28 protein-coding genes are annotated in these 26,910 nt (G+C 53.8%); 15 read left to right on the top strand and 13 right to left on the bottom strand.

Annotation, left to right across the window (positions count from 1 at the left end):
• Nucleotides 1-103 precede the first annotated feature (103 nt).
• The 5 genes from ABU190_RS21160 to rhaM all read left to right on the top strand — a co-directional run bounded on the left by ABU190_RS21160 (nt 104) and on the right by rhaM (nt 5,570).
• The gene (locus ABU190_RS21160) at nt 104-1,615 is read left to right on the top strand and encodes a sugar ABC transporter ATP-binding protein (protein WP_354692306.1); all 1,512 of its coding nucleotides are present in this window, start codon (nt 104-106) and stop codon (nt 1,613-1,615) included.
• Nucleotides 1,615-2,619, top strand: a complete 1,005-nt coding sequence (locus ABU190_RS21155; protein ID WP_039077328.1) for an ABC transporter permease — start codon at nt 1,615-1,617, stop codon at nt 2,617-2,619. Before ABU190_RS21160 ends, ABU190_RS21155 begins: the two co-directional genes overlap by 1 nt.
• Nucleotides 2,616-3,620 (top strand): ABC transporter permease, encoded by a 1,005-nt coding sequence (locus ABU190_RS21150; RefSeq protein ID WP_354692305.1) that lies wholly within the window; start codon nt 2,616-2,618, stop codon nt 3,618-3,620. The genes ABU190_RS21155 and ABU190_RS21150 overlap by 4 nt, the downstream gene beginning before the upstream one ends.
• A 490-nt stretch (nt 3,621-4,110) precedes the next feature.
• Entirely contained in the window at nt 4,111-5,259 is a 1,149-nt protein-coding gene (gene fucO, locus ABU190_RS21145; protein WP_354692344.1) for a lactaldehyde reductase, read from the top strand.
• On the top strand, nt 5,256-5,570 hold the full coding sequence (rhaM, locus tag ABU190_RS21140) for an L-rhamnose mutarotase (protein ID WP_354692304.1): 315 nt from the start codon (nt 5,256-5,258) through the stop codon (nt 5,568-5,570). Before fucO ends, rhaM begins: the two co-directional genes overlap by 4 nt.
• 147 nt (nt 5,571-5,717) lie before the next feature.
• On the opposite strand, the gene ABU190_RS21135 is transcribed toward rhaM, so the two are convergent.
• The 5 genes from ABU190_RS21135 to ABU190_RS21115 form a co-directional block, all read right to left on the bottom strand.
• Nucleotides 5,718-6,992, bottom strand: coding sequence for an MFS transporter (locus ABU190_RS21135; RefSeq protein WP_039077332.1), 1,275 nt, complete (start codon nt 6,990-6,992; stop codon nt 5,718-5,720).
• A complete protein-coding gene (locus ABU190_RS21130; protein ID WP_125125592.1) occupies nt 6,989-7,480 on the bottom strand; it encodes a YhcH/YjgK/YiaL family protein in 492 nt (163 codons plus the stop codon). The genes ABU190_RS21135 and ABU190_RS21130 overlap by 4 nt, the downstream gene beginning before the upstream one ends.
• Before the next feature lie 15 nt (nt 7,481-7,495).
• Entirely contained in the window at nt 7,496-8,419 is a 924-nt protein-coding gene (locus ABU190_RS21125; protein WP_039077334.1) for a dihydrodipicolinate synthase family protein, read from the bottom strand.
• A 14-nt stretch (nt 8,420-8,433) separates the two neighbouring features.
• Nucleotides 8,434-9,648: a PfkB family carbohydrate kinase gene (locus tag ABU190_RS21120; RefSeq protein WP_107223610.1), complete on the bottom strand. Its 1,215-nt coding sequence runs from the start codon at nt 9,646-9,648 to the stop codon at nt 8,434-8,436.
• A 217-nt stretch (nt 9,649-9,865) separates the two neighbouring features.
• Nucleotides 9,866-10,414: an XRE family transcriptional regulator gene (locus tag ABU190_RS21115; protein WP_039077336.1), complete on the bottom strand. Its 549-nt coding sequence runs from the start codon at nt 10,412-10,414 to the stop codon at nt 9,866-9,868.
• Between the two features lie 105 nt (nt 10,415-10,519).
• Between ABU190_RS21115 and ABU190_RS21110 the strand changes: the two genes are divergently transcribed.
• The 10 genes from ABU190_RS21110 (at nt 10,520) to ABU190_RS21065 (ending at nt 20,272) form a co-directional block, all read left to right on the top strand.
• Nucleotides 10,520-11,182 carry an AzlC family ABC transporter permease gene (locus tag ABU190_RS21110; protein WP_107223611.1) on the top strand — a complete coding sequence of 221 codons (663 nt, stop codon included), beginning with the start codon at nt 10,520-10,522 and terminating at the stop codon, nt 11,180-11,182.
• Nucleotides 11,182-11,505, top strand: coding sequence for an AzlD domain-containing protein (locus ABU190_RS21105; protein WP_039077338.1), 324 nt, complete (start codon nt 11,182-11,184; stop codon nt 11,503-11,505). The genes ABU190_RS21110 and ABU190_RS21105 overlap by 1 nt, the downstream gene beginning before the upstream one ends.
• A 153-nt stretch (nt 11,506-11,658) precedes the next feature.
• Nucleotides 11,659-14,259, top strand: a complete 2,601-nt coding sequence (locus tag ABU190_RS21100) for a sigma 54-interacting transcriptional regulator (RefSeq protein ID WP_354692303.1) — start codon at nt 11,659-11,661, stop codon at nt 14,257-14,259.
• A 198-nt stretch (nt 14,260-14,457) separates the two neighbouring features.
• On the top strand, nt 14,458-14,940 hold the full coding sequence (locus tag ABU190_RS21095) for a PTS fructose transporter subunit IIA (protein ID WP_354692302.1): 483 nt from the start codon (nt 14,458-14,460) through the stop codon (nt 14,938-14,940).
• The gene (locus ABU190_RS21090) at nt 14,937-16,112 is read left to right on the top strand and encodes a glycoside hydrolase family 88 protein (RefSeq protein WP_354692301.1); all 1,176 of its coding nucleotides are present in this window, start codon (nt 14,937-14,939) and stop codon (nt 16,110-16,112) included. The genes ABU190_RS21095 and ABU190_RS21090 overlap by 4 nt, the downstream gene beginning before the upstream one ends.
• 20 nt (nt 16,113-16,132) lie before the next feature.
• Nucleotides 16,133-16,627 carry a PTS sugar transporter subunit IIB gene (locus ABU190_RS21085; protein WP_354692300.1) on the top strand — a complete coding sequence of 165 codons (495 nt, stop codon included), beginning with the start codon at nt 16,133-16,135 and terminating at the stop codon, nt 16,625-16,627.
• 11 nt (nt 16,628-16,638) lie between these two features.
• The gene (locus ABU190_RS21080) at nt 16,639-17,442 is read left to right on the top strand and encodes a PTS sugar transporter subunit IIC (RefSeq protein WP_039077343.1); all 804 of its coding nucleotides are present in this window, start codon (nt 16,639-16,641) and stop codon (nt 17,440-17,442) included.
• On the top strand, nt 17,435-18,274 hold the full coding sequence (locus ABU190_RS21075) for a PTS system mannose/fructose/sorbose family transporter subunit IID (RefSeq protein WP_052249191.1): 840 nt from the start codon (nt 17,435-17,437) through the stop codon (nt 18,272-18,274). Before ABU190_RS21080 ends, ABU190_RS21075 begins: the two co-directional genes overlap by 8 nt.
• 45 nt (nt 18,275-18,319) lie before the next feature.
• On the top strand, nt 18,320-19,279 hold the full coding sequence (locus ABU190_RS21070; protein ID WP_354692299.1) for a hydroxyacid dehydrogenase: 960 nt from the start codon (nt 18,320-18,322) through the stop codon (nt 19,277-19,279).
• Between the two features lie 294 nt (nt 19,280-19,573).
• Entirely contained in the window at nt 19,574-20,272 is a 699-nt protein-coding gene (locus ABU190_RS21065; protein ID WP_039077345.1) for an oligogalacturonate-specific porin KdgM family protein, read from the top strand.
• 40 nt (nt 20,273-20,312) lie between these two features.
• Here ABU190_RS21065 and ABU190_RS21060 read toward each other — a convergent pair whose 3' ends face one another.
• The 8 genes from ABU190_RS21060 to ABU190_RS21025 all read right to left on the bottom strand — a co-directional run bounded on the left by ABU190_RS21060 (nt 20,313) and on the right by ABU190_RS21025 (nt 26,781).
• Nucleotides 20,313-21,815, bottom strand: a complete 1,503-nt coding sequence (locus tag ABU190_RS21060; RefSeq protein WP_354692298.1) for a glycoside hydrolase 43 family protein — start codon at nt 21,813-21,815, stop codon at nt 20,313-20,315.
• A 142-nt stretch (nt 21,816-21,957) separates the two neighbouring features.
• Nucleotides 21,958-22,503, bottom strand: coding sequence for an AAA family ATPase (locus ABU190_RS21055; protein WP_071194784.1), 546 nt, complete (start codon nt 22,501-22,503; stop codon nt 21,958-21,960).
• Nucleotides 22,500-22,937: a PTS sugar transporter subunit IIA gene (locus ABU190_RS21050; RefSeq protein WP_039077347.1), complete on the bottom strand. Its 438-nt coding sequence runs from the start codon at nt 22,935-22,937 to the stop codon at nt 22,500-22,502. Before ABU190_RS21050 ends, ABU190_RS21055 begins: the two co-directional genes overlap by 4 nt.
• 9 nt (nt 22,938-22,946) lie before the next feature.
• Nucleotides 22,947-23,216: a hypothetical protein gene (locus ABU190_RS21045; RefSeq protein ID WP_354692297.1), complete on the bottom strand. Its 270-nt coding sequence runs from the start codon at nt 23,214-23,216 to the stop codon at nt 22,947-22,949.
• A 70-nt stretch (nt 23,217-23,286) separates the two neighbouring features.
• On the bottom strand, nt 23,287-24,129 hold the full coding sequence (locus tag ABU190_RS21040; protein ID WP_354692296.1) for a class II fructose-bisphosphate aldolase: 843 nt from the start codon (nt 24,127-24,129) through the stop codon (nt 23,287-23,289).
• Complete coding sequence (locus ABU190_RS21035) at nt 24,116-25,483, bottom strand: PTS sugar transporter subunit IIC (protein WP_354692295.1); 1,368 nt, start codon at nt 25,481-25,483, stop codon at nt 24,116-24,118. Before ABU190_RS21035 ends, ABU190_RS21040 begins: the two co-directional genes overlap by 14 nt.
• Complete coding sequence (locus ABU190_RS21030; RefSeq protein ID WP_071194780.1) at nt 25,476-25,790, bottom strand: PTS sugar transporter subunit IIB; 315 nt, start codon at nt 25,788-25,790, stop codon at nt 25,476-25,478. The genes ABU190_RS21035 and ABU190_RS21030 overlap by 8 nt, the downstream gene beginning before the upstream one ends.
• Before the next feature lie 10 nt (nt 25,791-25,800).
• Nucleotides 25,801-26,781 (bottom strand): 6-phosphofructokinase, encoded by a 981-nt coding sequence (locus ABU190_RS21025; protein WP_039077352.1) that lies wholly within the window; start codon nt 26,779-26,781, stop codon nt 25,801-25,803.
• Nucleotides 26,782-26,910 lie beyond the last annotated feature (129 nt).

Genomic DNA, 26,910 nt, shown 5'->3' with positions numbered 1-26,910 from the left:
ATACCCTCACCCCGGCCTTCTCCCTGGAAGGGAGAGGGGGTGTTTGTCCCCTCGCCCCTTTGGGGAGAGGGTTAGGGTGAGGGGGAATTTTATGGAGAACATCATGACGGCATCCACACCCCTGCTGTCGCTCAAAGGCATCACCAAGGTTTTCCCTGGTGTGCGTGCCCTTGAGAACGTACAGCTCGACCTCTGGCCCGGCAAAGTCACCGCGCTTATCGGTGAAAATGGCGCGGGCAAGTCCACGCTGGTCAAAGTCATGACCGGTATTTACCAGCCTGAAGAGGGCGAAATTCTCTACAAAGCTATTCCCATCCAGCTTCCGACCCCGGAATCAGCGCATAAGGTGGGGATTACCGCCATACACCAGGAAACCGTGCTGTTCGACGAACTGTCCGTCACGGAGAATATTTTCGTTGGTCAGTACATCTATAAAGGCCTGCTGAAAAAACTCGACTGGCCTGCCATGCACCAGAAAGCGCGGGATATTCTGACCCGCCTGGAAGTGCAGATTGATCCGCGCGCCACGCTCAAGACGCTGAGTATCGCCCAGCGCCATATGGTGGCGATTGCCCGTGCGCTGTCGTTTGAAGCGCAGGTGGTCATCCTCGACGAACCGACCGCCGCCCTCTCACAGCACGAGATTCTGGAGTTTTATCAAATCGTTGAGCGCTTAAAACAAGAGGGCAAAGCCATTCTGTTTATCTCGCACAAGTTTGATGAAATCTTCGAACTGGCGGATCACTACACCATTCTGCGCGACGGCGTATGGATCGGCTCCGGCGCCATGCAGGAGATCACCGAAGAACGGATGGTGGCGATGATGGTAGGGCGTTCCATTACCCAGACCTACCCGAAAGTGTCCTGCGAGATGGGCGAAACGGTGCTGGAAGTCAAAGACCTCTGCCACCCGACCGAATTTGCCCATATTGATTTCTCTTTGCGTAAAGGGGAGATCCTCGGCTTCTACGGTCTGGTGGGCGCCGGTCGTACCGAACTGATGCAGGCGCTTTCCGGCGTCTCGCGCCCGTCTTCGGGCGAGATAGTCCTGAACGGCAAAGCGGTCCATTTCAAGCAGCCCGCCGATGCCATTCAGGCCGGGATTGTCTGTGTGCCGGAAGAGCGGCAAAAGCAGGGGGCGATTATTGAATTGCCTATCGCCCAGAACATCAGCCTGCCGCAGCTTGGCAAACTCAACCCCAATGGCGTGCTCAACGACGCCAAAGAGTGGGCGCTGGCGGACGAATACGCCAAACGACTGCAGGTGAAAGCCTTTAGCTGGAAACAGGCGGTCGAAACCCTCTCTGGCGGTAACCAACAGAAGGTGGTGATCGGCAAATGGCTCGCCACCCACCCGGACGTGATCATCCTCGACGAACCGACCAAAGGCATCGACATCGGCTCGAAAGCGGCGGTGCACCAGTTTATGTCCGAACTGGTCTCCCACGGGCTGGCGGTGATTATGGTCTCCTCGGAACTGCCGGAAGTGATGGGCATGGCCGACCGAATCATCGTGATGCACGAAGGGCTCATGGTCGCTGAATATCAGGCCGGGGAAGCCACGGCGGAAACCATCGTCAGCGCTGCCAGCGGCGCCGGTAAGGAGGCAGCATAATGTGGCAACAACTCCTGAAACACCGCGAGGCCCTGCTGGGCGGGGTTATCGTGCTGATGGTGCTCGCCATCGGCAGCCGCGTGCCGTCGTTTATCGGCCCCGGCAACCTGGTGGAGATGTTTAACGACACCTCCATTCTTATCATCCTTGCGCTTGGGCAGATGATGGTTCTGCTGACCAAAGGCATTGATTTGTCAATGGCAGCCAACCTCGCGCTGACCGGGATGATCGTCGCGCTGCTCAACTTCCACCATCCGGATATTCCGGTCTGGGCGCTGCTAATTCTGGCCACCGCGCTCGGTCTGGTGATGGGCATCATCAACGGCCTGCTGGTCTGGAAGATGGGGATTCCGGCGATTGTGGTAACGCTCGGCACAATGAGCATCTATCGCGGCATCATCTTTTTGCTCTCTGACGGCGGCTGGATTAACTCCCACCAGATGAGCGCCGATTTCCTCGGTCTGCCGCGCTCGTCGCTGCTCGGGTTGCCGTTACTGAGCTGGTGCGCCATCGCCGCGCTGTTTGTGGTGGGTTACTTCCTGCGCTACAGCCGGACAGGGCGCGCACTCTACACCGCAGGCGGCAACGCCACGGCGGCGTATTACACCGGGATCAACGCCGGGAAAATGCAGTTCGTCAGTTTCTGTCTGTCCGGTGCGCTGGCGGGGTTCTGTGGTTATTTGTGGATTTCCCGCTTCGCCGTGGCGTATGTCGATGTGGCTAACGGTTTTGAACTGCAGGTCGTGGCAGCCTGTGTGATTGGCGGCATCAGCACCATGGGCGGCACAGGCCGCGTGCTGGGATGTTTGTTGGGCGCGCTGTTCCTTGGCGTTATCAACAATGCGCTACCGGTCATCGGTATTTCCCCCTTCTGGCAGATGGCGATTTCCGGTTCGGTGATTGTCATTGCGGTTCTGCTCAATGAACGTGGCAACAAGCGTAAAGGGCGTTTAATCCTGCGCGATGCGGCCCTGGCCCGACAAAAACTGGCGGTGAAATCATGACAAAAATGCTGACTTCCGACGCCATGAAAAGCGTTCCCACCGCCACCCCGTTCTGGCAGCGTCTGATGTGCTGGGAAGGCTTTTTGCTGGCGGTGACCCTCGCGGTGTTTATCGCTAACGCCCTGGCGTCACCCTATTTCCTTAATATCTGGAACTTGTCCGACGCGACCTTCAACTTCACGGAAAAAGCGATCATCGTGTTGCCAATGGCGATGCTGATTATCGCCCGTGAGATTGACCTGTCGGTGGCCTCCACCATGGCGCTCAGCTCAACGGTAATGGGCTTTTGCGCCGCCGCAGGTATGGATACCGCACTGCTGGTCTGCGTGGGACTGGGCGTGGGGTTGCTGTGCGGCTTGTTCAATGGCTTCCTGGTGACGCGTTTTAACCTCTCCTCCATCGTTATCACCATCGGCACCATGAGTCTGTACCGCGGCATCACTTACATCCTGCTCGGCGATCAGGCGCTCAATGCGTATCCGGAGAGTTTCGCCTGGTTCGGCCAGGGCTATGTCTTCGGCGCGCTGTCCTTCGAGTTTGCGCTGTTTATTGTGCTTGCCGCAGTTTTCGCCTTTGTCTTGCATCGCACCAACTTTGGTCGCCGCACTTACGCCATCGGCAATAACCCAACCGGTGCGTGGTATTCCGGTATCAATGTGAAACGCCACAACCTGATTCTGTTCGCACTGGTGGGCCTGATGGCAGGTCTGGCGTCTGTGCTGCTCACTTCGCGTCTGGGCAGTACCCGCCCAACGATTGCCATGGGCTGGGAACTGGCGGTGGTAACGATGGCGGTGCTGGGCGGCGTCAATATTCTTGGTGGTTCCGGCAGCATGGTGGGCGTGGTGATTGCCGCCTTCCTGATGGGGCTGGTGACCTTTGGTCTGAGCCTGCTCAATGTACCGGGGATTGTGATGTCGATTATCGTCGGCGCGATGCTGATCGTGGTGATTTCACTGCCGATTATTTACCGCCGGATCATGCAGCGCAGGCGCATTTAATTTGCCCCTCACCCCTGCCCTCTCCCCAAAGGGGAGAGGGTGAAAACCGCGCTGAGCCGTTGTTTAGCTCCCGTGCACTGGGCCGCACCGGACAGTCCCCTCGCCCCTTTGGGGAGAGGGTGAAAACCGCGCTGAGCCGTTGTTTAGCTCCCGTGTACTGGGCCGCACCGGACAGTCCCCTCGCCCCTTTGGGGAGAGGGTGAAAACCGCGCGGAGCCGTTGTTTGGCTCCCGTGCGCTGGGTCGCACCGGACAGTCCCCTCGCCCCTTTGGGGAGAGGGTGAAAACCGCGCGGAGCCGTTGTTTGGCTCCCGTGCGCTGGGCCGCACCGGACAGTCCCCTCGCCCCTTTGGGGAGAGGGTGAAAACCGCGCGGAGCCGTTGTTTGGCTCCCGTGTACTGGGCCGCACCGGACAGTCCCCTCGCCCCTTTGGGGAGAGGGTTAGGGTGAGGGGAACAGGATTTCCCAAAATCAATGTTAAGGAGAATATGATGAGCTTTATGTTAGCCCTTCCCAAAATCAGCCTGCATGGCGCGGGCGCAATCGGCGATATGGTCAACCTGGTCGCAGGCAAACAGTGGGGTAAAGCGCTGATTGTCACCGACGGCCAACTGGTCAAACTCGGCCTGCTCGATAGCCTGTTTGCGGCGCTGAAAGCGCACCAGATGGCGTATCACCTGTTCGATGAGGTTTTCCCGAACCCGACCGAAGAATTGGTGCAAAAAGGCTATGCGGCATACAAAGCCGCGGGCTGCGATTACGTTATCGCCTTCGGCGGCGGTAGCCCGATAGACACCGCGAAAGCCGTGAAAATCCTCACCGCCAACCCAGGTCCGTCCACCGCCTATTCCGGCGTGGGCAAAGTGAAAAACGCGGGCGTCCCCCTGGTGGCCATCAACACCACCGCCGGAACCGCCGCTGAGATGACCAGCAACGCGGTTATCATCGACTCCGCCCGCCAGGTGAAAGAGGTCATCATCGACCCGAATATCATCCCGGATATTGCCGTGGACGATGCCAGCGTGATGCTGGAAATCCCGGCCTCTGTCACTGCCGCAACCGGTATGGACGCCCTGACCCACGCGGTCGAAGCCTTTGTCTCCATTGGTGCCCATCCACTGACAGACGCCAATGCGCTGGAAGCCATTCGCCTGATCAACCTGTGGCTACCGAAAGCCGTCGATGATGGCCACAACCTGGAAGCACGCGAACAAATGGCCTTTGGCCAGTACCTGGCGGGGATGGCATTTAACAGTGCCGGTCTTGGCCTGGTGCATGCCCTCGCCCACCAGCCGGGTGCAACTCACAACCTGCCGCATGGCGTCTGTAACGCCATCCTGCTGCCGATCATCGAAAACTTTAACCGCCCGAATGCCGTGGCACGTTTCGCGCGCGTCGCGCAGGCAATGGGGGTTGAGACCCGTGGCATGAGCGACGAAGCGGCGAGCATGGCGGCTATTCAGGCGATTCGCGATCTCAGCGCGCGCGTAGGTATTCCGTCTGGTTTCAGTAAACTGGGCGTCACCAAAGAGGATATCGAAGGCTGGCTGGACAAAGCGCTGGCAGACCCCTGCGCGCCGTGCAACCCACGCACCGCAAGCCGCGACGAAGTCCGCGAGCTCTACCTGGAGGCATTATGATCCGCAAGGCCTTTGTGATGCAGGTTAACCCCGATGCACACGAAGAGTATGAACGTCGCCATAGCCCTATCTGGCCCGAGCTGGAGGCGGTGCTGAAAGCACATGGCGCGCACCATTACGCGATTTATCTCGATAAAGAACGTAACTTGTTGTTCGCGACGGTAGAAATTGAGTCCGAAGAGCGCTGGAACGCGGTGGCCAATACCGACGTGTGCCAGCGCTGGTGGAAGCACATGCGCGATGTGATGCCCTCCAACCCGGACAACAGCCCGGTAAGCGCAGAGCTTAAAGAGGTGTTTTACCTGGCGTAAAACGTAATAGCTCCTCGCAGGGGGAGCTATTATGCGAAACAGTCGTTTTGTAGGCCGCCGGCAAATGCGTTCAGGAAGGGTCAAGCGAATAAAAAAAGCCCGGCGGTTACCCGTCAGGCTTCTCATTTCTCCTGTATCAATCCGTTGTTAACGAATCGGTTTACGCACAAAGAAGCCGTAGAAACAGGCGCCCATAAACAACAGACAACCGCCAAGAATAAAGACATTGGTGAACTGACCGGTCACATCCAGAATGATACCGGTGACGATCGGTGCCAGCGCGGCTCCGAGGAAACCACCAAAGTTCTGAATAGCCCCTAACGAAGCCACCTGCCCTTTCGGCGCCATATCCGTCGCCAGCGTCCAGATAACACCGGAAGGCATCTGTGAACAGAAATAGCCCAGCGTCAGCAATGTAATCGCGGTTGTGGTATCGCTCACGAACGGAATCGGCATCACGAAGCAGGCCGCCATCCCGGCCCCTAAGACGATCGGAACCTTACGCGCCGTCACCGCAGAAACGCCTCTGCGCACCAGGCGGTCAGACAGCGTACCGCCACATAACACCCCGAGTATCCCGGCGAAGAAAGGCACCGAGGCGATCAGGCCAGTTTGTTTCAGGCTAAAGCCAAGGGATTTTTCCAGGTATCCCGGCAACCAGGTCAGGTAGACCCAAATGGTGAACATAATGCAGAAGTTACCGGCAATCATGCACCAGGTCGTCTTGTTGCGAAATAACGTGCCCCAGTTCCCTTTTGGTTCGTCCGATGCGGCGGTAGTCACCTGCCCGGTGTGGATCTGCATCGCTTCACGCGCATCAGGATCGCGATAAAATTTCAGCCAGGCCAGAATCAACGGCAGACCTAACAACCCTACGGCGATAAACATGCCTCGCCAGCCCACCCACAGCAGCAGTATGGTCAGCAGCGGCGGCGCAATCGCATTCGCAATTTGCGAGCCGGTGTTGATGATAGAGGTAGGCAGACCGCGCTCTTTTTCCGAGAACCAGCTCTGGGTAATTTTAATGCCGGAGGTGAAGAACGGTGATTCCGCAATCCCCAGCAGCATACGCAGGCCATAGAAGAAGCTATAGGTATTAACAAATCCCATCAGGAAGGTCACTGCCGACCACATCCCCAGCGCGCCGGTAAACATCTTTTTCGGACCAAAGCGGTCAACCAGCCAACCGGCAGGCAGATTTGCCAGCGCGTATGGCCACAAAAACGCAGAGAGCAGCAGTCCCATTTGGGTCGCAGAAAAACCAAACTCTTGTGAAATCGTCGTGTTGGCGATACTGAGGTTGGCGCGATCCAGATAGTTCACCACCGCCGCCAGCAACAGAATGAAGATGATGCCCCAGCGGCGACGCGAAAGTTCAGGTGCCTTAACAACGGATTCAGCGGGAGATTGCACAGTACTCATACCGTTTCCTCCAGAAGTTCACGGTGAATTTTGATAACCGCTTTACGCAGATGGCATGGCGCATCGCCAGGCTGGTGGGCGCACGGGCGGTGGATGTCATCAGGGAAAAAAATGGCAAACATACCCGGGGTCAGCGTCACCGGGTTTTCATCCTCATTAACCTGCCAGAACAGAATGTCCTGTTCAGGCGTACGGTCTTCCACGACGCTATGTTTACCGCTACTCACCGAGCTCACTCCCATCACTTCATGGCCGGAAATGAGGTACTGAATATCGATAAACTGGCGGTGTGATTCCGGACGCGCATCGCTGAATGGCACGCTGTCCATCTCCTGCAACAGGCAGAAAAGTTTTCCCGGAATAATGTCGATTTTCCCCGGCTTCTCATGTCGAAAATCGTGCTGCGCGATAAATTCCAGCGCCCGGCGAAAGACCGGATGATACGCACTGGCCTGGGCAGGCCAGGTCTGAAGGCTGGTCACAATCATGACAGTCTCTCCGCATTAGCGCGCAAGGCGCGTCTGCCAAAGCTCAGTGCCTGCACGGATTTGATCGAGGATCACCGTCAGCCCCCAGAATTTCGCCAGCACATCATCTTTGTTTACCCGGCAGGTCACATCGTCAAACGTCCCCAGACGCTGGTGATAGATTTTGGCGTTTTTGGGGTAGCCAAGGGTCTCGGTTACGGCGCCCAGCGAGAGGAAAATCGCCAGTTCGTCGGCAAGTGCGCGCTGCGTTTTGCCGTTATGCCACAGCCAGCTATACAGCTCTGGATGGAAGTTAGTGAACACACCGCTGAACCCCTGCGAACCCGCCAGAATGGCAGGCCAGGCGATGGCGGCATTGGCATTGATAACATTCAGCGGGGTGCCCTGCGCCAGTTTGACGCGGCGTTCGACGGTCGGCAGATCGCAGCTCACATCTTTCAGTACCACAAAACGACCACTGTTGGCGCACCAGCTAAATTCATCATCCGTCAGCAGACGACGATACGGCGCCGGGCATTCATAAAGCCCCAGCGGCAGTTCTTTTGGCAGGGCGTCGAGCAGCGTATTCAGGGTGGCAAAAAAGGTCTCGCTCCCCTCGTTGCGCGGATCAAGATGGTTAGTGACCAGTACCAGCGCATCAATGTTGGTCTGCGCCATCGCCAGCAACTCTTCTTTCTGCGCGGCGATATCATCGCTGATATGGCCGGAGGCGATCACCGGAATACGTCCATCAACGTGCTGCACCACAAAGCGGGCGAGCTCTACACGCTCTTGCAAGGAAAGGAACTGCATTTCGCTGGACTGGCAAACGGCAAACAGCGCGTCGACGCCTTTCTCCAGATACCAGTCGATCAGTTTCGCCAGCGCCGGGTAGTCAATCTGCTCATCGGCCGTGAAAGGGGTCAACATGACCGGAACAATACCGTTAATGGTTTTCATTTTCTCGTCCTGAATTAGTTGTGAGTACGGAGTCGTGTTGTTGCCTGTTCGAAGTCAGGCATATTGGATGCGCCCTCCAGCTCAACGGCGAGAGAGGCAAATGCAGAGGCCCAGGTCGCGGCCTGAACCAGACTGTTTCCGGCGGCAAGTGACGCTGCCAGCGCACCATTAAACGCATCGCCGGCACCGGTGGTATCGACGGTAACGGCAGGGAAAGCGCGAATATGGCTAAATTGTTTGTTATCCAGTAACAATGCGCCGCGTGATCCCATCGTAATGAGGACTTTTTTCACCCCCATTCCGGCAATAATTAATGCCGCTTCTTTTGCGGTATCGATATCGCGAACCTCAACGCCGGATAATAAAGACGCCTCGGTTTCATTAGGAGTAATGACATCAACAAACGGCAAGCATGAAATTATCTCATCAGAGCACGGCGCCGGATTAAGAATGACTGTCTTACCAAGCTCATGGGCAATTTGAATTAATGCCACAGTAGCATCAAGGTTATTTTCCAGTTGCACCAACAGTACATCCGATGAAGATAATTCAGAAGAAATAGCCTGAACTTCACTGTGCGTAATGGTTTTATTGGCACCCGAATAAATGGCAATCATATTCTCGCCATTTTCCTGCGAGACATAAATAATTGCATTACCGGTAGGCTCACTGTCGGATTGATACAAGGTATAAGAGTGAATTTCGGACGCATTTAAATGGTCGGCAGCAAGTTGGCTAAACTGGTCTTTACCCACTTTCGCCGCAAAATGCACTTTTGCCCCGGCCTTACTTGCCGCCGTGGCCTGATTGGCGCCTTTACCGCCCGGCCCCAGGCTGCTGGCCAGGGCCAGCAAGGACTCGCCACCGCGTGGGAAGCGCTCCACTCGCGCAACAATATCGACATTAAATGAACCGAAAACACAGACCTTACCCTGCATGGTTTTTCCTTTTTGTTGATGATCGTTCTGCGGTTTACGGTGGTCTATTTGCTGGAGTAAAACTTCAAATCCCGGCCCTGTCTCGGAGATCAATTCTGCCTGCAAACTTCGCCGCAAAATAATTGCCCCGCCGTGGCACCGTTTCACCAGCCCCATTTCCGCCAAAATATTTAAATCACTGCGTATCGTTTCTTTAGACACGCCATAAAGCGTGGAAAAATAATTAACATTCCCACGTTCATTTTCATTCAAATATTGCCAGATACGATGTCTTCGTTCTTCAAGAAACATAATAAACCCCGAAATCACAATAGAAGTATACGAACCGCATACCGTTTTAAGAGTGACATCAATCTCATGTTTCCAGGCAAAACGGAACCAAACAAAAATGGCAGGATAAAAAGCGGAAAGCTGTATTTTCAGGCGTTATTCGTACTATTAATGAGGGTGAATTAGAGAGAAGCAGGCGATAAATGACCTGCGTGTCAGCAAAACACGCAGGGATAACTTAATTCTGTTCCGCCACCAGGATAGCCTGGGTATCCGGCTCCAGCGCCTTAAAAATATGTGGCAGATCCGCCGGGTAACAGATGTAGTCACCTTCACTTAATTCTTCTGGCGCTTCCGTCAGCCCCACCATCGCCCGACCACGGGTCACGATAATGTGCTCAACTGAACCGGGCGGATGCGGCTGCGAAATACGGTCAGCCCCGGGTTGAGTATCAAGAAAATAGATATCGCGTCGCGCCCCCGGCGGGCAGGTTGCAAGCAGTGTCGCCTGGTAATGCGCCAGTTCGGCGACCACTTTCGTCCCCTCGCCACGGCGAATGACCTGTGTTTTGGCGGCTTGCGGCTCCAGAAGGCGGGCAAAGGGGATATCCAGCGCCACGCACAGAGACCACAGAGTCTCAATACTCGGGTTGCCGTTGCCGGCCTCAAGCTGGGAAAGTGTGGATTTGGCAATTCCGGCACGGCGGGCAATTTCCGCCAGTGAAAGCCCGGTTCGCAGGCGTTCTCGTACCAGACTTTTGGCGATCACGCTAATAGGCTGTGTCATTACACGGCTCCAGTGTTCTATAAAATGAACGAATCGTTCTTCTTGAAAAACGAACCCGATGTGTTCATTATAATGAATATTCGTTCGATATAGCCAAAAAATTGTATGTTCAAACACAACTTCTCAAATCTTACAGGCGATACGATCAGAGCCATTTTGCTGGTCTGTCTGGCGGTTGGCGTGGTCGGCATCTCCTACGGTTCACTGGCGATGGCCTACGGTTTTCCGCTGTGGGTTCCCCTTGCCCTTTCCACGCTGGTTTTGGCTGGCGCCTCCGAATTCATGTTTATCGGCATTGTCGCCAGCGGCGGCAATCCGCTGGCGGCGGCGCTTGCCGGGTTGCTGGTGAATGCCCGCCATCTTCCCTTTGGCGTCACGGTGCGCGACCTGGTGGGCACGCGGGCGAAGGCTTTCTTCGGCTGTCACATTATGAATGATGAAAGTGTCGTGTTTGGCCTGGCACAACCGACGCCGGAACAGCGTAAAGCCGCCTACTGGCTGTGCGGGACGGGCGTCGCCCTGCTTTGGCCGCTTGGCGTTATTGTTGGCGCTGGGGTTGGGAAACTGCTACCCGCCCCGGAAACCATCGGGCTGGATGCGGTCTTCCCGGCTATCCTGCTGGCGCTGGTGCTGCCGGCACTGAAAAAGAAAACCACACTGATTCGCGCTGCCAGCGGAGCCGTTCTCTCCCTTGCCGCCGTGCCTTTTGCCCCTGTGGGCTTGCCGGTGCTGTTTTCTTTATTTGGCCTGCTTACGAGGAAGAAATAATGGCGAATACCACGCTGGTCATTATCGGTATTGCGGTGCTGTCGGTGGGTACTTACCTGATGCGTTTTGGCGGCGCCCGGCTTGGCAATAAACTGGCGCTGTCGGAACGCGCCCAGGCACTGTTATCCGATGCGGCGACCACGTTACTGTTCGCCGTGGCGCTGGCGGCAACGCTGTATGAAGGCGAACATTTCGCCGGTATGGCCCGCGTGCTGGGAGTGATGTTTGCCCTGTTTCTCGCCTGGCGCAAAATGCCGCTTATCGTGGTGATCCTCTCTGCCGCCGTGGTCACCGCGCTGTTGCGCCTGGCAGGAGTGGCATAAAAAACCGTTGCGAGTCCCGTCACACTCTGATTAAAACAGAGTTTCATTTTCCTGCATGTCGGTAGAAAGTAAACAGTGTTCAATCACTTTATTAGTGTCTAGTGTCGAAAACAAATCGACACTGGGCGCTGCTGGCATTTGTGGGGCGCTGAGATGGCACTGTCTGCCAAAGAAAAACTCTTCCAGAATATTTTAACGCACTATGCGAATCATACGGCGGGATTTACCGCTCAGGACTGTGCTGACTTCATGCACGTGAATCGCAGCGTCATCAGCCACTACCTCAATCGGCTGTGTGACGACGGGAAATTACAGAAAGATAATACCCGCCCGGTACGCTTTTTTGTGAACGATGCAGCCGCCACCCAACCCCATCGTCCGATGCCAGTGTCGAAAAGCAGTGATGCCTTCAGTCGACTGATTGGCGCACAGGGAAGTCTCGAAGAGATCGTGTCGTTGTGTCGTTCGGCAGTGGATTACCCCAAAAGCGGTCTACCCATTTTGCTTTCCGGTGAGAGTGGTGTCGGCAAAAGCCATCTGGCGTCGCTTATCTGGCAGTACGCACTGGAGCGCGGCGTGATTTCTACCGATAAGCCATTTATTGAACTCAACTGCGCGGATTACGCCAATAACCCGGAACTGCTGTCAGCCACGCTGTTCGGTTACACGCGCGGGGCTTTTACCGGCGCAGACCGGGAAAAGCGTGGCGCGTTTGATGAAGCAGACGGCGGCTTTTTATTTCTGGATGAGGTGCATCGTCTCTCAGCGGAAAATCAGGAGAAGCTCTTTCTGTTTATGGATAAGGGCTACTTTTACCGTCTTGGCGATAACCGCACGCGCCACCCTGCCACGCTGCGCTTTATCTTCGCCACCACGGAAAATATCGACACCGTGTTATTAAACACCTTCCGGCGGCGCATCCCGGTACGCGTTACGTTACCCAACTACATTTCCCGCCCACTCACCGAGCGCGTGGCGCAGGTCGAACATTTCCTGCAAGCAGAAGCAGCCAGCCTGAGTCGTGATATCCACCTGGACACGCAGTTAATGCACCAACTGGTGATGTCCCCGGTGCGCGGCAATATTGGCGAGTTAAAGAATCAGATCAAAGTGATGGCCGCCAGCGCCTGGAGCGAGCAGCAGCAAAGTCCCTTTATCACCTTGCAGACGTCGCGCCCCAGCGGTGAGGTGCTGGTGATTGCGGCGAAAGGAAAATCCGCAGCGCTGGATATCGCCACCCTGCTCCCGAAAGCGATGCGCGATGACGTTATCTTTCGCGAGTTTTGCCACAGCGGCAATGTGATGCTGTTAAACCGTAAACTGGAGCAACTGCTGACTACCGTGCATGGCGTCATCGCTCAGGACAGCGTGTTTACGGGCTATATCTGGCAAAATACGATGCATGCCATCAACGAACTGGAAACGCAGACCGGCGTGGAGTGTGGCCAGGAACTTCGCAAGGCCATCTGGCTTTGCCTGATCTGGGCGCTACACGTCACGCACGATGAAGCGCAAACCGCAGAGTTGCAGGCTGCCACAGACTATGTCTCCTGCAAGGCGCGTCTGCTGGCGGAAAGCTGCGTCACTCTGCTCAACAAACACGTGACCGACAGACCTCTGCCCATTCTTTTGCCGCTGCTGAGCTGTGCTCTTAATAAGTTAGCGGGCGAAGACGATGCCATTCAGGGCGTTATCGTGTCGCACGGGCGTTCAACCGCTTCCAGCATCGCCGGTATCGCCAACCAGTTGACCGGTGGGTATTACTTCAACGCGTTTGATATGCCGTGGGCCACGTCAACGCGCGATATTATCGATTTGCTGATTGCCCATCTGGCGGCCCTGAAACAAGGGGCGGGGCTCATTATTCTGGTCGATATGGGCTCGCTAAAAGAGATCTATGAAGAGATCAAACTCCATCTGCACGGCGAGCTGCTGGTTATTAATAACGTCAGCACGGCCATGGCGCTGGATATCGCCGGGAAAATACAAAGCCAACTGCCGATGGAAGAAATTATCGAGGGCGTAAAAGGGGCCTATGAAATCGAGACCCGCTATTACGCAGGCGTACTTCCCGGCAATAAAATCATCATCTCCTGCATCTCGGGGGAAGGGATATCGCGCAAGCTGAAAGATATTTTAAGCCGCTACCTGGCCCGGGAAGAGATCGACATCGTCACCATGGAATACGACGATCTGAAATGGAAAATTGCCCGAGCTGACCCGGCCCTGAACGGCACAAGACTTATCATCACCACTACCGATCTGGAGGCAGGCTATATTCCGCTGCTGAGTGTCGAACAGCTAATTAAAGAAAAAACGCAGGTGCTACGCCGCGACTATTTTACGGACCTGGTAGTAGAAGACAGCCTCGAACCGATGGTGGAAGAAGTGGTGAAACTGTTTACCGTCGAAGGCGTTGCCAGCCGTCTGAATTTCCTCAATCCGGTGATCATCATCGACGAAGTTGAATCGGTCATTAAGCAATACGAGTCCTTTTATAAAATCCATTTCGAGAGTTATCTGCGCATCAATCTCTTTATGCACATCGCCCTGATGATTGAGCGCGTGATGGTCAATACCGGCATGCGTCATCGGGATGACGTCGAATTAGCGCTGGAGCAACAAGCGTTTGTAGCCGTCCACGACACCTTCTTCCAGGCCCTGAACCGTAAATACCATCTCGCCGTGCCGCTCACCGAAGTGCTGATGATTTATGAAATTATGGAGCCGTGGATCACCACCGACGCCGTTTAGGTCAGTTCGTCGCCCGGATAAGCAAAGCACCCGGGCGACACGCGCATTTTCCCTTTCGACGCTAGCCAAAAGCACTGCTTTCAACAGTAATTCCAGCGTCCAAAAATTATTAAAAAACCATTTAAAACAACAAATTAAATTTCTGGCACACCGCTTGCAAAATATTCCCCGCACCCAGAAAAAATGAAGGAATACCTGATGCGAGAGATTTATATCGCAAGTCATGGCCGCTATGCCGAAGGCATTATTTCCGGCCTGAATTTATTAATTGGCGAAGACCACGGCGTCATCCCCATTTGCGCCTATTGCGGGGAGATTGGGTCAACAGCAGAACTTGGCCACCATTTTGAGACTATCGCCAGCGAAGCCGCACGCCGCGGCAATGAGCTGGTGCTGTTTACCGATATGCAGGGCGGCAGCGTCAACAATACTGCGGTGCAATTGATGGTGAAATATCCGCATATGCATGTCATCAGCGGCGCGAACCTGATCATGCTGATGGAATTTTGTATGTCAGAACATGCGCGGACAGAAGACCGCCTGCAGGATGCGATTCGGGCGGCAAGGGACGCCATGCAATACATGAACGTTGTGCCAGAGATCATGGCGGCGCGCCAGGCGACGCTTGCCGCTCACCGGGACAATGCGGACGATTTCTTTGCGATGGAGAGCAACCTATGAGCGTCATCCTGGAAAGGCTGGACTGCCGCTACTTCGCACCACAGCCCGCACTGGACAAAGCCTGGCTCAATGACGCAATCGCTGATGTGCTCAGCAGCATTGATGCCATGCTGCCGCGCTTTAGCCAGACGTTCCCGTCGGCCAGCGCGCAAGGCGGCTTCTATCCCCCCGTTGAGAAAGTGGACTGGACGGAAGGCTTCTGGACTGGCCTGTTGTGGCTCGCCTGGGAACTCACGGGAGAAGAGAAATACCGTCGCGTCGCAGAGGGTTTTCTCGATAACTTTGAAGAGCGCCTGGATAAGCAGATTAAAGTCGATACCCACGACCTCGGTTTTTTGTATCTGCTTTCCTGCGTGAATAGCTGGCGGCTCACCGGTAACACCCGAGCACGCGCCCTGGCGCTGCGGGCGGCGGACCTGCTTTATCGGCGTTTCAACAGCACGGCGGGCGTTATTCAGGCGTGGGGGGATTTAAACGACCCGGCGCGCCAGGGGCGAATGATTATCGACTGTAATCTCAACGTTCCCCTGCTCTTTTGGGCCGCTAATGAAACCGGAAATACCGACTGGCGCGACGCGGCCACACGCCACCTGGCCCAGGCAGCCCGTTATCTGGTGCGCGAAGATGCCTCGACGTTCCATACGTTCTATATGGATATCTCGAACGGCGAACCACTGCGCGGCGATACCCATCAGGGGTTCAGCGACAGTTCATGCTGGGCACGCGGCCAGGCGTGGGGCATCTACGGTTTTGCGCTGGGTTTTCAACACACGGGCAACCCTGCGCTGTCAGAGCTCTCCCGCAAGCTGACGCATTATTTCCTTAATCGTCTGCCGGAAGATGGTGTGTGCTACTGGGATTTAATCTTCACCGCCCAGGACCACGCGTACCGGGACACCTCAGCCGCTGCGATTGCCGTTTGCGGTATGGCGGAACTGCTTAAACACCTGCCGCTGACCGATTCGCTGCGTCCGGCTTACCTCAATGCTATCAGCCTGATGATGCGTCACCTTCAGGCTCATTACTTTGCGCATAACGAAGACGGCCTCTTGCGCGAAGGCGTTTACAACTTTGGCCGTGATATGGGCATCAACGTACCGAATCTTTGGGGCGACTACTTCTGGTTTGAAGCCCTGGTACGCCTTTCCCGCGTCTGGACACCCTACTGGTAAAACAAAAACAGGAGTACGTAATGATTTCGCTAATAAGAATTGATGACCGATTAATCCACGGCCAGGTCGCGGTTGTCTGGACCAAGCATCTGGGTGTTAACCGCATTCTGGTTGCCAACGATCAGATTGTGAATAACGAAGTCCAGAAGATGTCCCTGCGCATGGCCGCACCGGATACGGCGAAATGCGCCATCATGGCGGTGAGCGATGCAGGTGATGTTCTGAATGACCCACGTTCAGAGGCGATGAAAATTATGGTTATCGTAAATAACGCCGCTGATGCCCGCCGTCTGATCGAGCAGGTACCGGCGATCAAAGCGCTTAACGTTGCCAATTATGGGCGCATCACCGACAACCTGGCGGCGAAAACCCGCATCAGCGATACCGTCTACGTCACCCCGGAAGATGTCACGGATTTCCACGCCATCGCCGAACGCGGTGTGCAGGTGGACTACCAGGTTTTACCGTCTCATCCGGTCAAAAACCTGATTGAAATGCTGAACCACGCCGGTTAAGAGAGGCCGCTATGTTAACGTCAGCCATACTCGTTGCCCTTGTTATGTTCTTCGCCAAGACCGCCGACCATACCCTCGGCCAGCCGCTTGTGGAGCGCCCACTGATTTGCGGTGCGCTGGTGGGGCTGGTGTTGGGGGATTTTCAGCAGGGGATCATCATTGGTGCCACTCTGGAACTGATTTTCCTGGGTACCATCACGATTGGCGGCTCTGTGCCTGCCGATCTGGCGGTCGGTTCCGTTCTGGCAACCGCCTTCACTATCCTCACCAAAGCCGAGCCGCCTGTCGCCGTCGCGCTCGCACTGCCGATCAGCCTGTTGGCCGTTTTTGTCTACCAGGTTCTCAAGCTGGTCTACACCGGTCTGGTGGAAAAATATGATGCGCTGCTGGAAGAGGGGCGCGATCGCGCCGCGCTGGGACTGGTGCTCGGTATGACCTTCTTCTATGGCGTACCCTTCGCCGTGATCGCCTTCTTTGGCGTGCTTTTCGGCACCGATGTAATCCGCAGCCTGGTGGAAAGCATTCCCGATACTGTTATGCGCGGCATGACGGCGGTGGGCGGCGTGCTGCCTGCGCTGGGTTTCGCCATCCTGCTCAAGGCCCTGTGGAACCGCAATATTGCCGCGTTCTTCTTTATCGGCTTCGCAATGACCGCCTACCTCAAGCTGCCGATCATCGGCATCGCCATTATTGCCGCCTCCGTTGCCGTGTACCTGTGCCTGAACGAGTTCAATCAGCTAAAAGCCAACAAACAGAAAGCCGCGACCACCGCGCCCGCGTCTGTTGATGATAAGGATGGGTTCTTCAATGACTGATATTCACATGAAAAACGTCGCCGCCCGCGATGATGATAAAAGCGAGAAAAAGCTGTTTCGTCAGCTCTTTATTCGCCAGTTCCCCCTGTTGGGCACGATGAACTTTACCCGTATGGAAGGGCTAAGCTATGGCTGGGCGCTGGCGCCGATGCTGAAAAAGATTTATCCGGATCCGCACCGCTATATGGAAGCGTTAAAACGCAACAGCCAGTTCTTCAACACCAACCAGCATCTGGCACCGTTTATCATGGGCCTGACGCTGTCGATGGAAAAAGAGAACGCGGCGAACCCTAACTTTGATACGTCCAGCATTAACGGTATCAAAGTCGCCTTGATGGGGCCGTTTGCAGGCGTGGGTGACTCCTTCTTTTATGGCGTTCTGCGCATTATCGCCACCGGTATCGCCATCGGCCTGGCGTCTCAGGGCAACCCGCTCGGGCCATTGCTGTTCCTGCTGATTTATAACATTCCAAGCTACCTGATTCGCTATTACGGCGGGGTGATGGGCTACCGGCTGGGGTCGAAATATATTGCCGAAGCGACACAGTCTGGGTTGTTAAGTTGCGTCACCAAAGCCTCGGCGATAATGGGGCTAATGATGGTCGGGGCAATGAGCGCCAGCATGGTGAAATTTACCACCACCTTTAAAACGACCATCGCCGGGCAGCCCTTCGTGCTGCAGGATATTCTCGACAAAATTTGCGTTGGGCTTATTCCCCTGCTGTTGGTACTGGTGTGCCTGCGTATGCTCAATAAAAAGGTCAGCCCAAATAAGATTCTTATATTCCTGATTATATTTGGCTTCGCTGCCGCAGGTATCGGCATTATTTAATTTACGTGCCCCTCTTGAGAAAAGAGGGGCATAACAGGACTGATAATGACGTTATACGCCGCCTGTTTTACCAACCAACCAGAAAAATTTAATCAGGTTTTCTCCGCAGGGCGCTTACAACAACTCTCCAACTGGTGTCAGTTTTATCCGCAGACGATCACCGAGCAAAATATTTCAGCACGACTTCCTGAGCTTGCAAAAACTGAGGTGATATTTTCGAGTTGGGGCATGTTTCCCCTTAATGAATCCCAGCTTGATGCCCTGCCAAATTTAAAAGTTCTGTTTTATGCCGCCGGGAAAACGGATGCTTTCGCCAGTACACTTATTAAACGCGGCATTATCGTCGTCAGCGCCTGGCGCGCTAATGCCGTACCGGTGGCGGAATTTTGTCTCGCACAGATCTTACTGGCCTGCAAAGGGTATTTTCGTAATCAGCGAGAATACCAGACACCCGCAGATTTTACGCCGTTACACTATCAGCACCCCGCGCCCGGTGTCTATGATGAGCGCGTCGCATTAATTGGTGCAGGGGCTATTTCACAGACACTGGCCCAGCTTCTTCACCCCTTTGCACTGGAGGTGATCACTGTTCCTTCCCACGCCGGGAAGCGAACCTTAAGTCTGGAAGCCGCCTTTGAAACCGCGCTGGTGGTAAGTAACCATTTACCCAATCGCGATGACAACAAACACATTCTCAATGGCGATTTATTTCGCCGAATGCGCCCCGGCGCGGTGTTTATTAATACCGGCAGAGGGATGCAGGTTAACGAGGCAGAGCTTATCACTGTCATGCAGCAACGCCCCGATCTGACTGCCTTACTGGATGTGACGTCCCCGGAGCCACCAGCTTTCAACTCACCGCTCTATCAGCTACCCAATATTCTACTGACCAGCCATATTGCTGGCGCACTAAATAATGAAACGCGCAGGCTTGGCGATCTTATTATCGCTGAATTTAAACGCTGGATGGACAATGAACCGCTACAGCATCGGGTAATATTTTAATTTCCAACACCCCTAAGAATAGCCTTAATTTATGTGAGCACGGTCAAAGCTAGTGTTTAGCAATTTCCAACATTCTTTATTGTGTCTAACGCTAACAAAAAGCACCCAGATAAATTATCGAAATTTCATAAGGTTAATATTTGGCACGTGACTTGCACTTATATTTTCAACCATCAACACAATCGAGGCACAGATAAATAATAACGACTCACGCCGCACCCGTATTTTAAATTTAAAAATAACGCTACAGATGCGCGTTAAGACCATGCTTGTTAATAAATAAATGGACAAACCATGAAAAAATCAACTTATTTTACCATTGCCTTACCGCTAACCTTATTTACCATGAACGCTTTCTCTGCCGCCACCTGGGTAGATAATCGTTACGCGCATACCACTGCCTCTGAGAAAAACCAGTATAAAATTGGCGCAGGACATATTTTTGATAACGGTGCCGGTATTCTGGTTTCGGCGATGTACGATTTAGGTCAAAATTTTGATCAGATGCGCAGTACCTTTCAGGAATATGAAGGGTGGTATCCTGTTCCGTTGAACGATAAATGGACGCTCACGCCGGGTGGACTGTCCGATATCGACAGTAACGGCACGAAAATCGCCCCGTATTTAGGCCTGGATTATAAAGTCAGCAAAGTTTTCAGTATTGGCAGTCGCTACCGTTATAACCACATGACCCACAAAGAGCATGATTACAACGGCAACATGAACTACAACGATAGCCATCAGTTTGACCTGTTCTTCAACTACCAGGCCACGGATAAACTCTGGTTACAGTTAAACCCGGAGTTTTTCGTCAACGCCAACGATTTCAACGCCTCAAATGGACAGAAAACCCACTGGGAACCGAGCATTGTGGCGCGCTATCGGCTGGATAAAAACTGGATGCCGTATGCCGAAGTGGCCTGGCTGGACCAGGATCAGAACCATGACGACCAGGTTCGATTCCGTATCGGTATCCGCTATTACATCAACTAAACGCATTATCCGCCGGGGCAGGCATGCTGCCCCGGTTTTTTTATGCCTCGCGCACCACGATGTGCGAAAACAGCGCCATCCCCTGCGTCTCACTCCCCTGCCCACAGGCATAAAGGCCAAATCTGGCCCCAACCCATTTCCCCGCCCCTGCAGAGAAACCCGGAGTTACTTCCCGCCACGCTTCACCGGCAACGCGGTAGCAAAAACGGCTGATACCATCGTAATCAACATGGAAACCTAGTTCAGGGTTCCCTGACATGTCGTCGCAAATGGGCAACACGGATTCACTCAGTTCCCCCCTATCGCTGTTCCAGCCATGGCGCAACCATAACCGCACGCCAGAGGCTTCACGTACCAGGCACAGCGCGGCAAAACGCTCGCCATAGATAATCAGGCCCGCTTCATCCCCCAACTGGCTGAACCGGTTCTCCAGTGAAAGGGTGACCACAAAGCGTTCAGCGGGAAATTTTTGCAACAGCATCTGCGGCAAGGTATAGAGGCTACCGGTATGGGGCGCACAGCGCAGCGCCAGGCCCGCTGTGCTGGCCTCAAGCCACTGCGACTGAGGGTTAGCCTGCCACTGCCATTGCAGGCCCGGCTTACCTTCGGGGAAGTCATCGCTGGTTTGTGGTGAGCAAGGCATTACCGGTAAGGAAGGCCGGGGATGAAGGATGACGGGCTGCCCTTTGCCCGCATTGCCCAGCGGTTCACCGATGGCGGGCCAGCCATCTTCCTGCCAGCGCAGGGGCTGCAAATGCACGACCCGGCCATAGACGCCCTTGTCCTGAAAATGGAAAAACCAGTGTTCCCCATTCTCCAGCGCTACCCATGCCCCCTGGTGTGGGCCATTAATCGCCGTATCGCCCTGATGCAACACATCCCGGTGCTGCCACGGACCCGAAAGCTGTGCGGCGCGTAATACCGTTTGCCAGCCGCGTTTAACGCCGCCCGCGGGCGCAAAAATCCAGTATTCATTGGCATGTTTATAGAGCTTTGGCCCTTCCAGCGTCGGGTGTGAGGACGTGCCATCGAAAATAATCCGTCCGTCATCAAGCAGGCGGGAAGCATCCGGTGCCATTTCAATCAGTTGCAGCTTATTTTTAATGCCGCAGCGACTATACGCAAAAGCATGCACCAGCCACGCCCTTCCATCTTCGTCCCAGAACGGGCAGGGATCAATCCAGCCAGGCGCTTTTTTCAGGCAGCGCGGCGTGCTCCATTCGCCAAGCGGGTCACGGGTATGGGTAACAAAAATACCGTCATCCGGCAGGCTGTAGAAAATCCAGAACTGCCCATCGTGATAGCGAATTGACGGTGCCCAGACCCCCTTCCCGTGCTGGACAGCATCATATTCTGGTGACGGGAGCCGCTTAACGGCATGGTTAACGATGCGCCAGTGAATCAGGTCGCGTGAGTGGAGTATCGGTAAAGCGGGGAGCTGATTAAAGCTGGATGAAACCATCCAGAAATCATTTTCTACCCGAATAACATCAGGATCGGCGTAATCGGCGTGAATAACAGGGTTTTGATAGTGTAACGGCATGCTATGGCTCCTTTTTATCTGTCGAAGCCGCTGCAATAATCACGCCACCAATTTTTTATGATTATTTTCAATATATTAAAAACGGAAAGACACAAAAAAAGCGCCAGATGGCGCTCTTTCGACGGTAGCGGTTATTTTCCCCTCAGGCCCGCAAATGCTCGCCCATCCAGGCAAACAGGCGGGTGTACCCCTCTTCACTTCCCTGTTCAAAGCGAAACACCGGGCCGAGCGCCATCGGTTCGGCTTTGGCGGCCAGTACCGCCAGCTCCGGCAGGTACTCTTCGCCAGGATGACCAACCCGACGCTCGCCAAGACGCTGTGCATAACGCGCGACGGCCACGTCAGGGGCGACCGCGTTCCAGACTTCGAGGATCCGTGTCACCCCGGCCTTCTCCAGATACTCAACCAGCTTCTCCTTCGGCTGAAAACCAAACCAGGCGTCGACAAGAAACGGGCAGCCTGCTGGCGCATTACGAATAATTGACCAGATGACGTCATAGGCCGCGCAGCCCAGCTTGCGGTTAAACGCCCGGTCTATTTCACTAAACTGCGCCATAAATGGCTCTTTGATGCCATCGATGGTCAGAACCGGCAGCGAAAACCGTTCCGACAACTGACGTGTTACAGTGGTTTTGCCCGATGCCGGTACACCGTTGACCAGTACGACCGTTTTTATTTGCGTAGTCATAGCAGCGCTACCACCTCCTCCCTTGTCCGTGCCGCCCGGAGCGCCGCCATCGTGTCATCACTGTCCAGCAGATGCACAATGGCGCGAATACCTTCTTCGATGTGCGCATTGCTGTCGCGCGCCCCGAACATAATAACAATATCCGCCGCTTCACTTTCGCCAAAGCGAATCGGTTCCTGCAACAATACCAGGCTAAAGCAGTCACGCTTTACCCCGCATTCCGGGCGTGCATGCGGCATGGCGATGCCCTCATCAAAGACATAGTACGCGCCATGCTCCAGCGTGCTGTCGATCACTGCCTCGCCGTAGCGTGCCTCCAGATAGCCCCCGTCAATCAGCGGGCGGGCGGCAAGCCGAATCACCTGCCGCCAGTCTTTTTCCGTTACGCCAACCTGAATCGCATCCGCTTCAATAAGAAGATCTTTAATCGTCATCTGTTCTCCCTAAATATTACGCCGAATAATATTGCGCAACTCGTCGATACGAATAAAGAGAGAATCCACTTCATGGCGATATTGTTTACTTTTAACAAAGACATTTAATGCCCGGTTATATAGCAGCATTAATTGTTTTTGAACATCGCTATTTCGCGGATCCTCCGCCAGATTACCTTCGAGTGCTTTTATATCGACAGCCAGCAATTGTGCCTGCTTGTTATATTCTTCCAGCGTCGTATCATCTTTTTTCCACAACGACTTCAATGATTCAAACATGGCTCACTCCCGCCCCGACGTGTGCCGGAGCACCAGGGTTATGGAATAAAATTAACGTGGTAATGGAGGATTATTTAAATAAATTCATTTTCTCGACCAGCACCTGGGTGACGGCGTCGTTCGCCGGAATCAAAAACTTCCGCACGCTGTCGTTCACCTTTCCTTTTTCAAAGGTCGATTTGCACTGGCCAACCCATTGCACATTCATCTCCGTGCCGACATTCACTTTATTGATCCCTTCGGTCACGGCTTTGCGCATATCCTCGTCGCTCACACCGGTCCCGCCATGCAGCACTAGCGGCGTCCCTGTGGCGGCGCTTATCTCCTGCAAACGCTGATGCTGGATCTGCGCCTTACCGGTATATAGCCCATGTACCGTGCCGACCGAAACCGCCAGCATGTCCACGCGGGTTTCCTCGACAAAACGCTTCGCGTCTTCCACGGTGGTGAAGCAGATATCCTCTTCGGCAACGGCTTTACCGTCTTCCGAACCGCCAATTGCGCCTAATTCGGCTTCGACCGAAATATCGCGTGGTCGCGCCATCTCCACCACAATACGGGTCCTGGCAATATTCTCATCAATATCCAGATGCGAACCGTCATACATTATTGAACTGAATCCGGCATCAATCGCCGTTTGAATCGCGTTAATATCCGAACAGTGATCCAGGTGCAAACAGGTAGGCACATTTTCACTTGCTGATAATGAGCGCACGGAATCAACCAGTAATTGATATCCCAGATATTGCGCCGTTCCGGTTGATATCTGAATCATTAACGGGCTGTTCGTTTGCTTTGCCGCTTTAAAAAAAGCAGGCAGCATTTCCAGACAGTGTAAATTAAAGGAACCGACAGCTTTAAATTGACGTGCTTTGGCAATTTCTAACAACGCAGTGAAATTATGCAGACTCATGGACTTTCTCCCCTTTTGGTTTAGCTGAGTTGCCATTAACGAACCAGGCAAGGAACGCGACAAAGACAATAAACAGACCGACAAACAGCCAGTTATTCTGGAAGGCATGCCCCAGCACCAGACCAGAGCTGATGACATCAGAGTCACTGAACGTCACCCCGGTGAAACCGTAACTTTCCAGCATTGGCACCAGGATGGCGGGCAGGAAGGTAATAAACAGACCGTGGACAACGCCGCCGATAACCGCGCCACGACGCCCACCCAGTGCGTTACCAAAGACGCCCGCCGTGCCGCCCGCAAAGAAGTTGGTCAGCAGTCCTGGCAGAATCATCGCCAGACCAAACATCGGAAAGACCAACATGCCAATAATCGAACCAACGGTAGTGGCCAGGAAGCCGACAATGACCGCGTTCGGGGCGTAGGGAAACAGCACCGGGCAATCGAGCGCCGGTTTGGCGTCCGGGACGATGCGCATGGCGATACCACGGAAAGCGGGCACCAGTTCGTTCAACAGCAGACGAACACCGCTGTAAAGAACGAATACCCCGGCCACAAACTGGATGGATTGCATGAAGGCGTACATCAGGAAGTTCACGCCATGGGAGAACTGAGAGATGTATTCCGGCCCCGCAGCCACGGCCGGGATCAGGTACATCGGTACCATCACCACCGCCATGGCCAGATAGGTATCCTGCAGGAATTTAAAGTTATCCGGCAGTTGCAGATCTTCCGTTGAGCGGGAGCCTTTACCGACCACTTTCGCCACTGCTGCCTGCACCAGGTAGCCGATGGTGCAGAAGTGCCCCAGCGCCACATCATCAGAACCGGTAATGCGTCTGACCACCGGTTGTGCCAGCGCAGGCATCAGTACCGCCATCGCGCCGCCAAAGATACCGCCCGTGAGGATCAGTGGCAGCCCGGTCAGACCGGCTTTATAGCCAATAACCGCCCCGATGGTTGCCATCCACAGCAATGCTTGTCCGGTAAGGAAGATGTATTTCAGCGGTGTCAGGCGGGCAATGATGATATTGACTGCGAAAATCACCATCAGCGTCAGCGCCACTTCTGAACCCAGTTCGCGGTTCGCCAGCCCGGCGATGGCCGCCACATCGGTGATGTAGCCTTTCATCCCGAAACCGTGGGTGAAAATATCATTCAGGAAGGTCAATGTGACGACAATGATATTGATACCGGCCATCATGATTAAAAAACCGAGCAGCGTTTTAAATGTCCCTTCGGCAATTTTTCCCGGTGATTTCTTTTGTAAGATCAAACCGAGCATGGCGATAAAGGCAATTAATATTGACGCCTGCCCGAGTAGATCTTTGACGATAAACTCAATGAAGCTATTCATGGTCAGTTACCTTCATGTTATGCATTTTTAAGAATGCGATAATCTTCTGCTCGATTTCCTCTTTGTCGGTCAATTTATTAAGCACAACGACACGGCTGATTTCTTCTTCACTGGCATCCGCCGTTAAAATGTCGGCAAAGACTTTTTGCGTCAAAATCATATCGGACTTAAATGCACCAGCTTCAGAAACGGTTGTGTGTTCAACTTTTGCCGGAATTTCTAATTTTTTCAGCACCGCTTTCGCGCTCATTTCGATCGCAAAGCTGGAGCCGAGGCCGCAGCCACATACACAAAGAACTTTAAGCATGTAAATCTCCTCAAATAATATTGAGTTGTTTGGCCAGTTTGTAATGATGTCCTTCTGTGTCTACCAGACGTTTTTTCATACTAATAAGATCAATAGGGATAGGTTTATTACTCGAATTGATAATAATGGCTTTATTCTTCATACCAGATTGAATACAACGAACCACTTCACTGGCCATGATAGTGCCCTGATAAATCTCCTCGCAGGTAGGGTCACCGTTACGTAAACCATAACCAATAATCGTTTTACGAATACGCACGCCAATTCGCGGTTCAAGCTGCTTGATCATGGTATCGATAGCCCCCTGAAAGCCCGGCGTGTACTCTCTGGTGTAACCTTCTGAACATAAAATAACGACACTGTTCTGGCTGGCAAGCCGGTCTGTAATGCGTTGAGATAACTCATCAATTGGGATCTGGCACTCCGGTATAAGGGCAATATCCGCATTGCTTTTTATCGCTGATTGCAGCGTCAACTCCCCACAGTATCCTCCCAGGACCTCTACCATAAAGACACGGCCGGGTAACGCCCGACCGGTATTCCTGAGTCGGGAAACTTCCTTAATAATTTGTTCGCAGGCGGTAGAAAAGCCAATGGAATAATCACTGCCATAGACATCGTTATCAATTGTCATGCCGACACCAAAGCAATTCACATCAAATTCGCTCAGCGTATTTAAAAATTGCAGCGATCCATCACCGCCCGCCATAACCAGTACATCAATACGTAGCGACCTTAATTTTTTTGCAATTATTTCATATTCGCTTCGTACTAATTTTCGGGTTGTGCGACCAGAGGTAATAATGGGTATAGAGGCAATAGAGAAATCCACCAAATCGCGCCAGGCGATTTCGTTATGCTTCTTTTCAAGTAAACCAGGTATCCCGCCATTGAACAGAGTAATGTCTGCCTGCATCAGTCTTGCGATCTGGAAAATAAAGTTATTTATTCCCGATACATCACCACCGCTAATGACCACACCGATTCTCATCGCAAATTCTCCGTTGGCTTCCCGTGGGAATATTTTTCCCTGACTTCAAGAGGTACATTTGCAATGAAAGTCACATTTTATCGATAATTTTCCGTCAACCAACCATTGACACATATGTTAAATGGCTTT

The sequence above is a fragment of the Phytobacter sp. RSE-02 genome (assembly GCF_040578655.1).
Classification (GTDB): Bacteria; Pseudomonadota; Gammaproteobacteria; order Enterobacterales; family Enterobacteriaceae; genus Phytobacter; species Phytobacter diazotrophicus.
Note: the sequence above shows the minus strand (reverse complement) of the source record. Positions and strands in the feature narration are given on the sequence as shown.

Coding starts and splice junctions, on each gene's coding strand:
- ABU190_RS21160 (WP_354692306.1), top strand. CDS start 104: ATGACGGCATCCACACCCCTGCTGTCGCTCAAAGGCATCACCAAGGTT.
- ABU190_RS21155 (WP_039077328.1), top strand. CDS start 1,615: ATGTGGCAACAACTCCTGAAACACCGCGAGGCCCTGCTGGGCGGGGTT.
- ABU190_RS21150 (WP_354692305.1), top strand. CDS start 2,616: ATGACAAAAATGCTGACTTCCGACGCCATGAAAAGCGTTCCCACCGCC.
- fucO (WP_354692344.1), top strand. CDS start 4,111: ATGAGCTTTATGTTAGCCCTTCCCAAAATCAGCCTGCATGGCGCGGGC.
- rhaM (WP_354692304.1), top strand. CDS start 5,256: ATGATCCGCAAGGCCTTTGTGATGCAGGTTAACCCCGATGCACACGAA.
- ABU190_RS21135 (WP_039077332.1), bottom strand. CDS start 6,992: ATGAGTACTGTGCAATCTCCCGCTGAATCCGTTGTTAAGGCACCTGAA.
- ABU190_RS21130 (WP_125125592.1), bottom strand. CDS start 7,480: ATGATTGTGACCAGCCTTCAGACCTGGCCTGCCCAGGCCAGTGCGTAT.
- ABU190_RS21125 (WP_039077334.1), bottom strand. CDS start 8,419: ATGAAAACCATTAACGGTATTGTTCCGGTCATGTTGACCCCTTTCACG.
- ABU190_RS21120 (WP_107223610.1), bottom strand. CDS start 9,648: ATGTTTCTTGAAGAACGAAGACATCGTATCTGGCAATATTTGAATGAA.
- ABU190_RS21115 (WP_039077336.1), bottom strand. CDS start 10,414: ATGACACAGCCTATTAGCGTGATCGCCAAAAGTCTGGTACGAGAACGC.
- ABU190_RS21110 (WP_107223611.1), top strand. CDS start 10,520: ATGTTCAAACACAACTTCTCAAATCTTACAGGCGATACGATCAGAGCC.
- ABU190_RS21105 (WP_039077338.1), top strand. CDS start 11,182: ATGGCGAATACCACGCTGGTCATTATCGGTATTGCGGTGCTGTCGGTG.
- ABU190_RS21100 (WP_354692303.1), top strand. CDS start 11,659: ATGGCACTGTCTGCCAAAGAAAAACTCTTCCAGAATATTTTAACGCAC.
- ABU190_RS21095 (WP_354692302.1), top strand. CDS start 14,458: ATGCGAGAGATTTATATCGCAAGTCATGGCCGCTATGCCGAAGGCATT.
- ABU190_RS21090 (WP_354692301.1), top strand. CDS start 14,937: ATGAGCGTCATCCTGGAAAGGCTGGACTGCCGCTACTTCGCACCACAG.
- ABU190_RS21085 (WP_354692300.1), top strand. CDS start 16,133: ATGATTTCGCTAATAAGAATTGATGACCGATTAATCCACGGCCAGGTC.
- ABU190_RS21080 (WP_039077343.1), top strand. CDS start 16,639: ATGTTAACGTCAGCCATACTCGTTGCCCTTGTTATGTTCTTCGCCAAG.
- ABU190_RS21075 (WP_052249191.1), top strand. CDS start 17,435: ATGACTGATATTCACATGAAAAACGTCGCCGCCCGCGATGATGATAAA.
- ABU190_RS21070 (WP_354692299.1), top strand. CDS start 18,320: ATGACGTTATACGCCGCCTGTTTTACCAACCAACCAGAAAAATTTAAT.
- ABU190_RS21065 (WP_039077345.1), top strand. CDS start 19,574: ATGAAAAAATCAACTTATTTTACCATTGCCTTACCGCTAACCTTATTT.
- ABU190_RS21060 (WP_354692298.1), bottom strand. CDS start 21,815: ATGCCGTTACACTATCAAAACCCTGTTATTCACGCCGATTACGCCGAT.
- ABU190_RS21055 (WP_071194784.1), bottom strand. CDS start 22,503: ATGACTACGCAAATAAAAACGGTCGTACTGGTCAACGGTGTACCGGCA.
- ABU190_RS21050 (WP_039077347.1), bottom strand. CDS start 22,937: ATGACGATTAAAGATCTTCTTATTGAAGCGGATGCGATTCAGGTTGGC.
- ABU190_RS21045 (WP_354692297.1), bottom strand. CDS start 23,216: ATGTTTGAATCATTGAAGTCGTTGTGGAAAAAAGATGATACGACGCTG.
- ABU190_RS21040 (WP_354692296.1), bottom strand. CDS start 24,129: ATGAGTCTGCATAATTTCACTGCGTTGTTAGAAATTGCCAAAGCACGT.
- ABU190_RS21035 (WP_354692295.1), bottom strand. CDS start 25,483: ATGAATAGCTTCATTGAGTTTATCGTCAAAGATCTACTCGGGCAGGCG.
- ABU190_RS21030 (WP_071194780.1), bottom strand. CDS start 25,790: ATGCTTAAAGTTCTTTGTGTATGTGGCTGCGGCCTCGGCTCCAGCTTT.
- ABU190_RS21025 (WP_039077352.1), bottom strand. CDS start 26,781: ATGAGAATCGGTGTGGTCATTAGCGGTGGTGATGTATCGGGAATAAAT.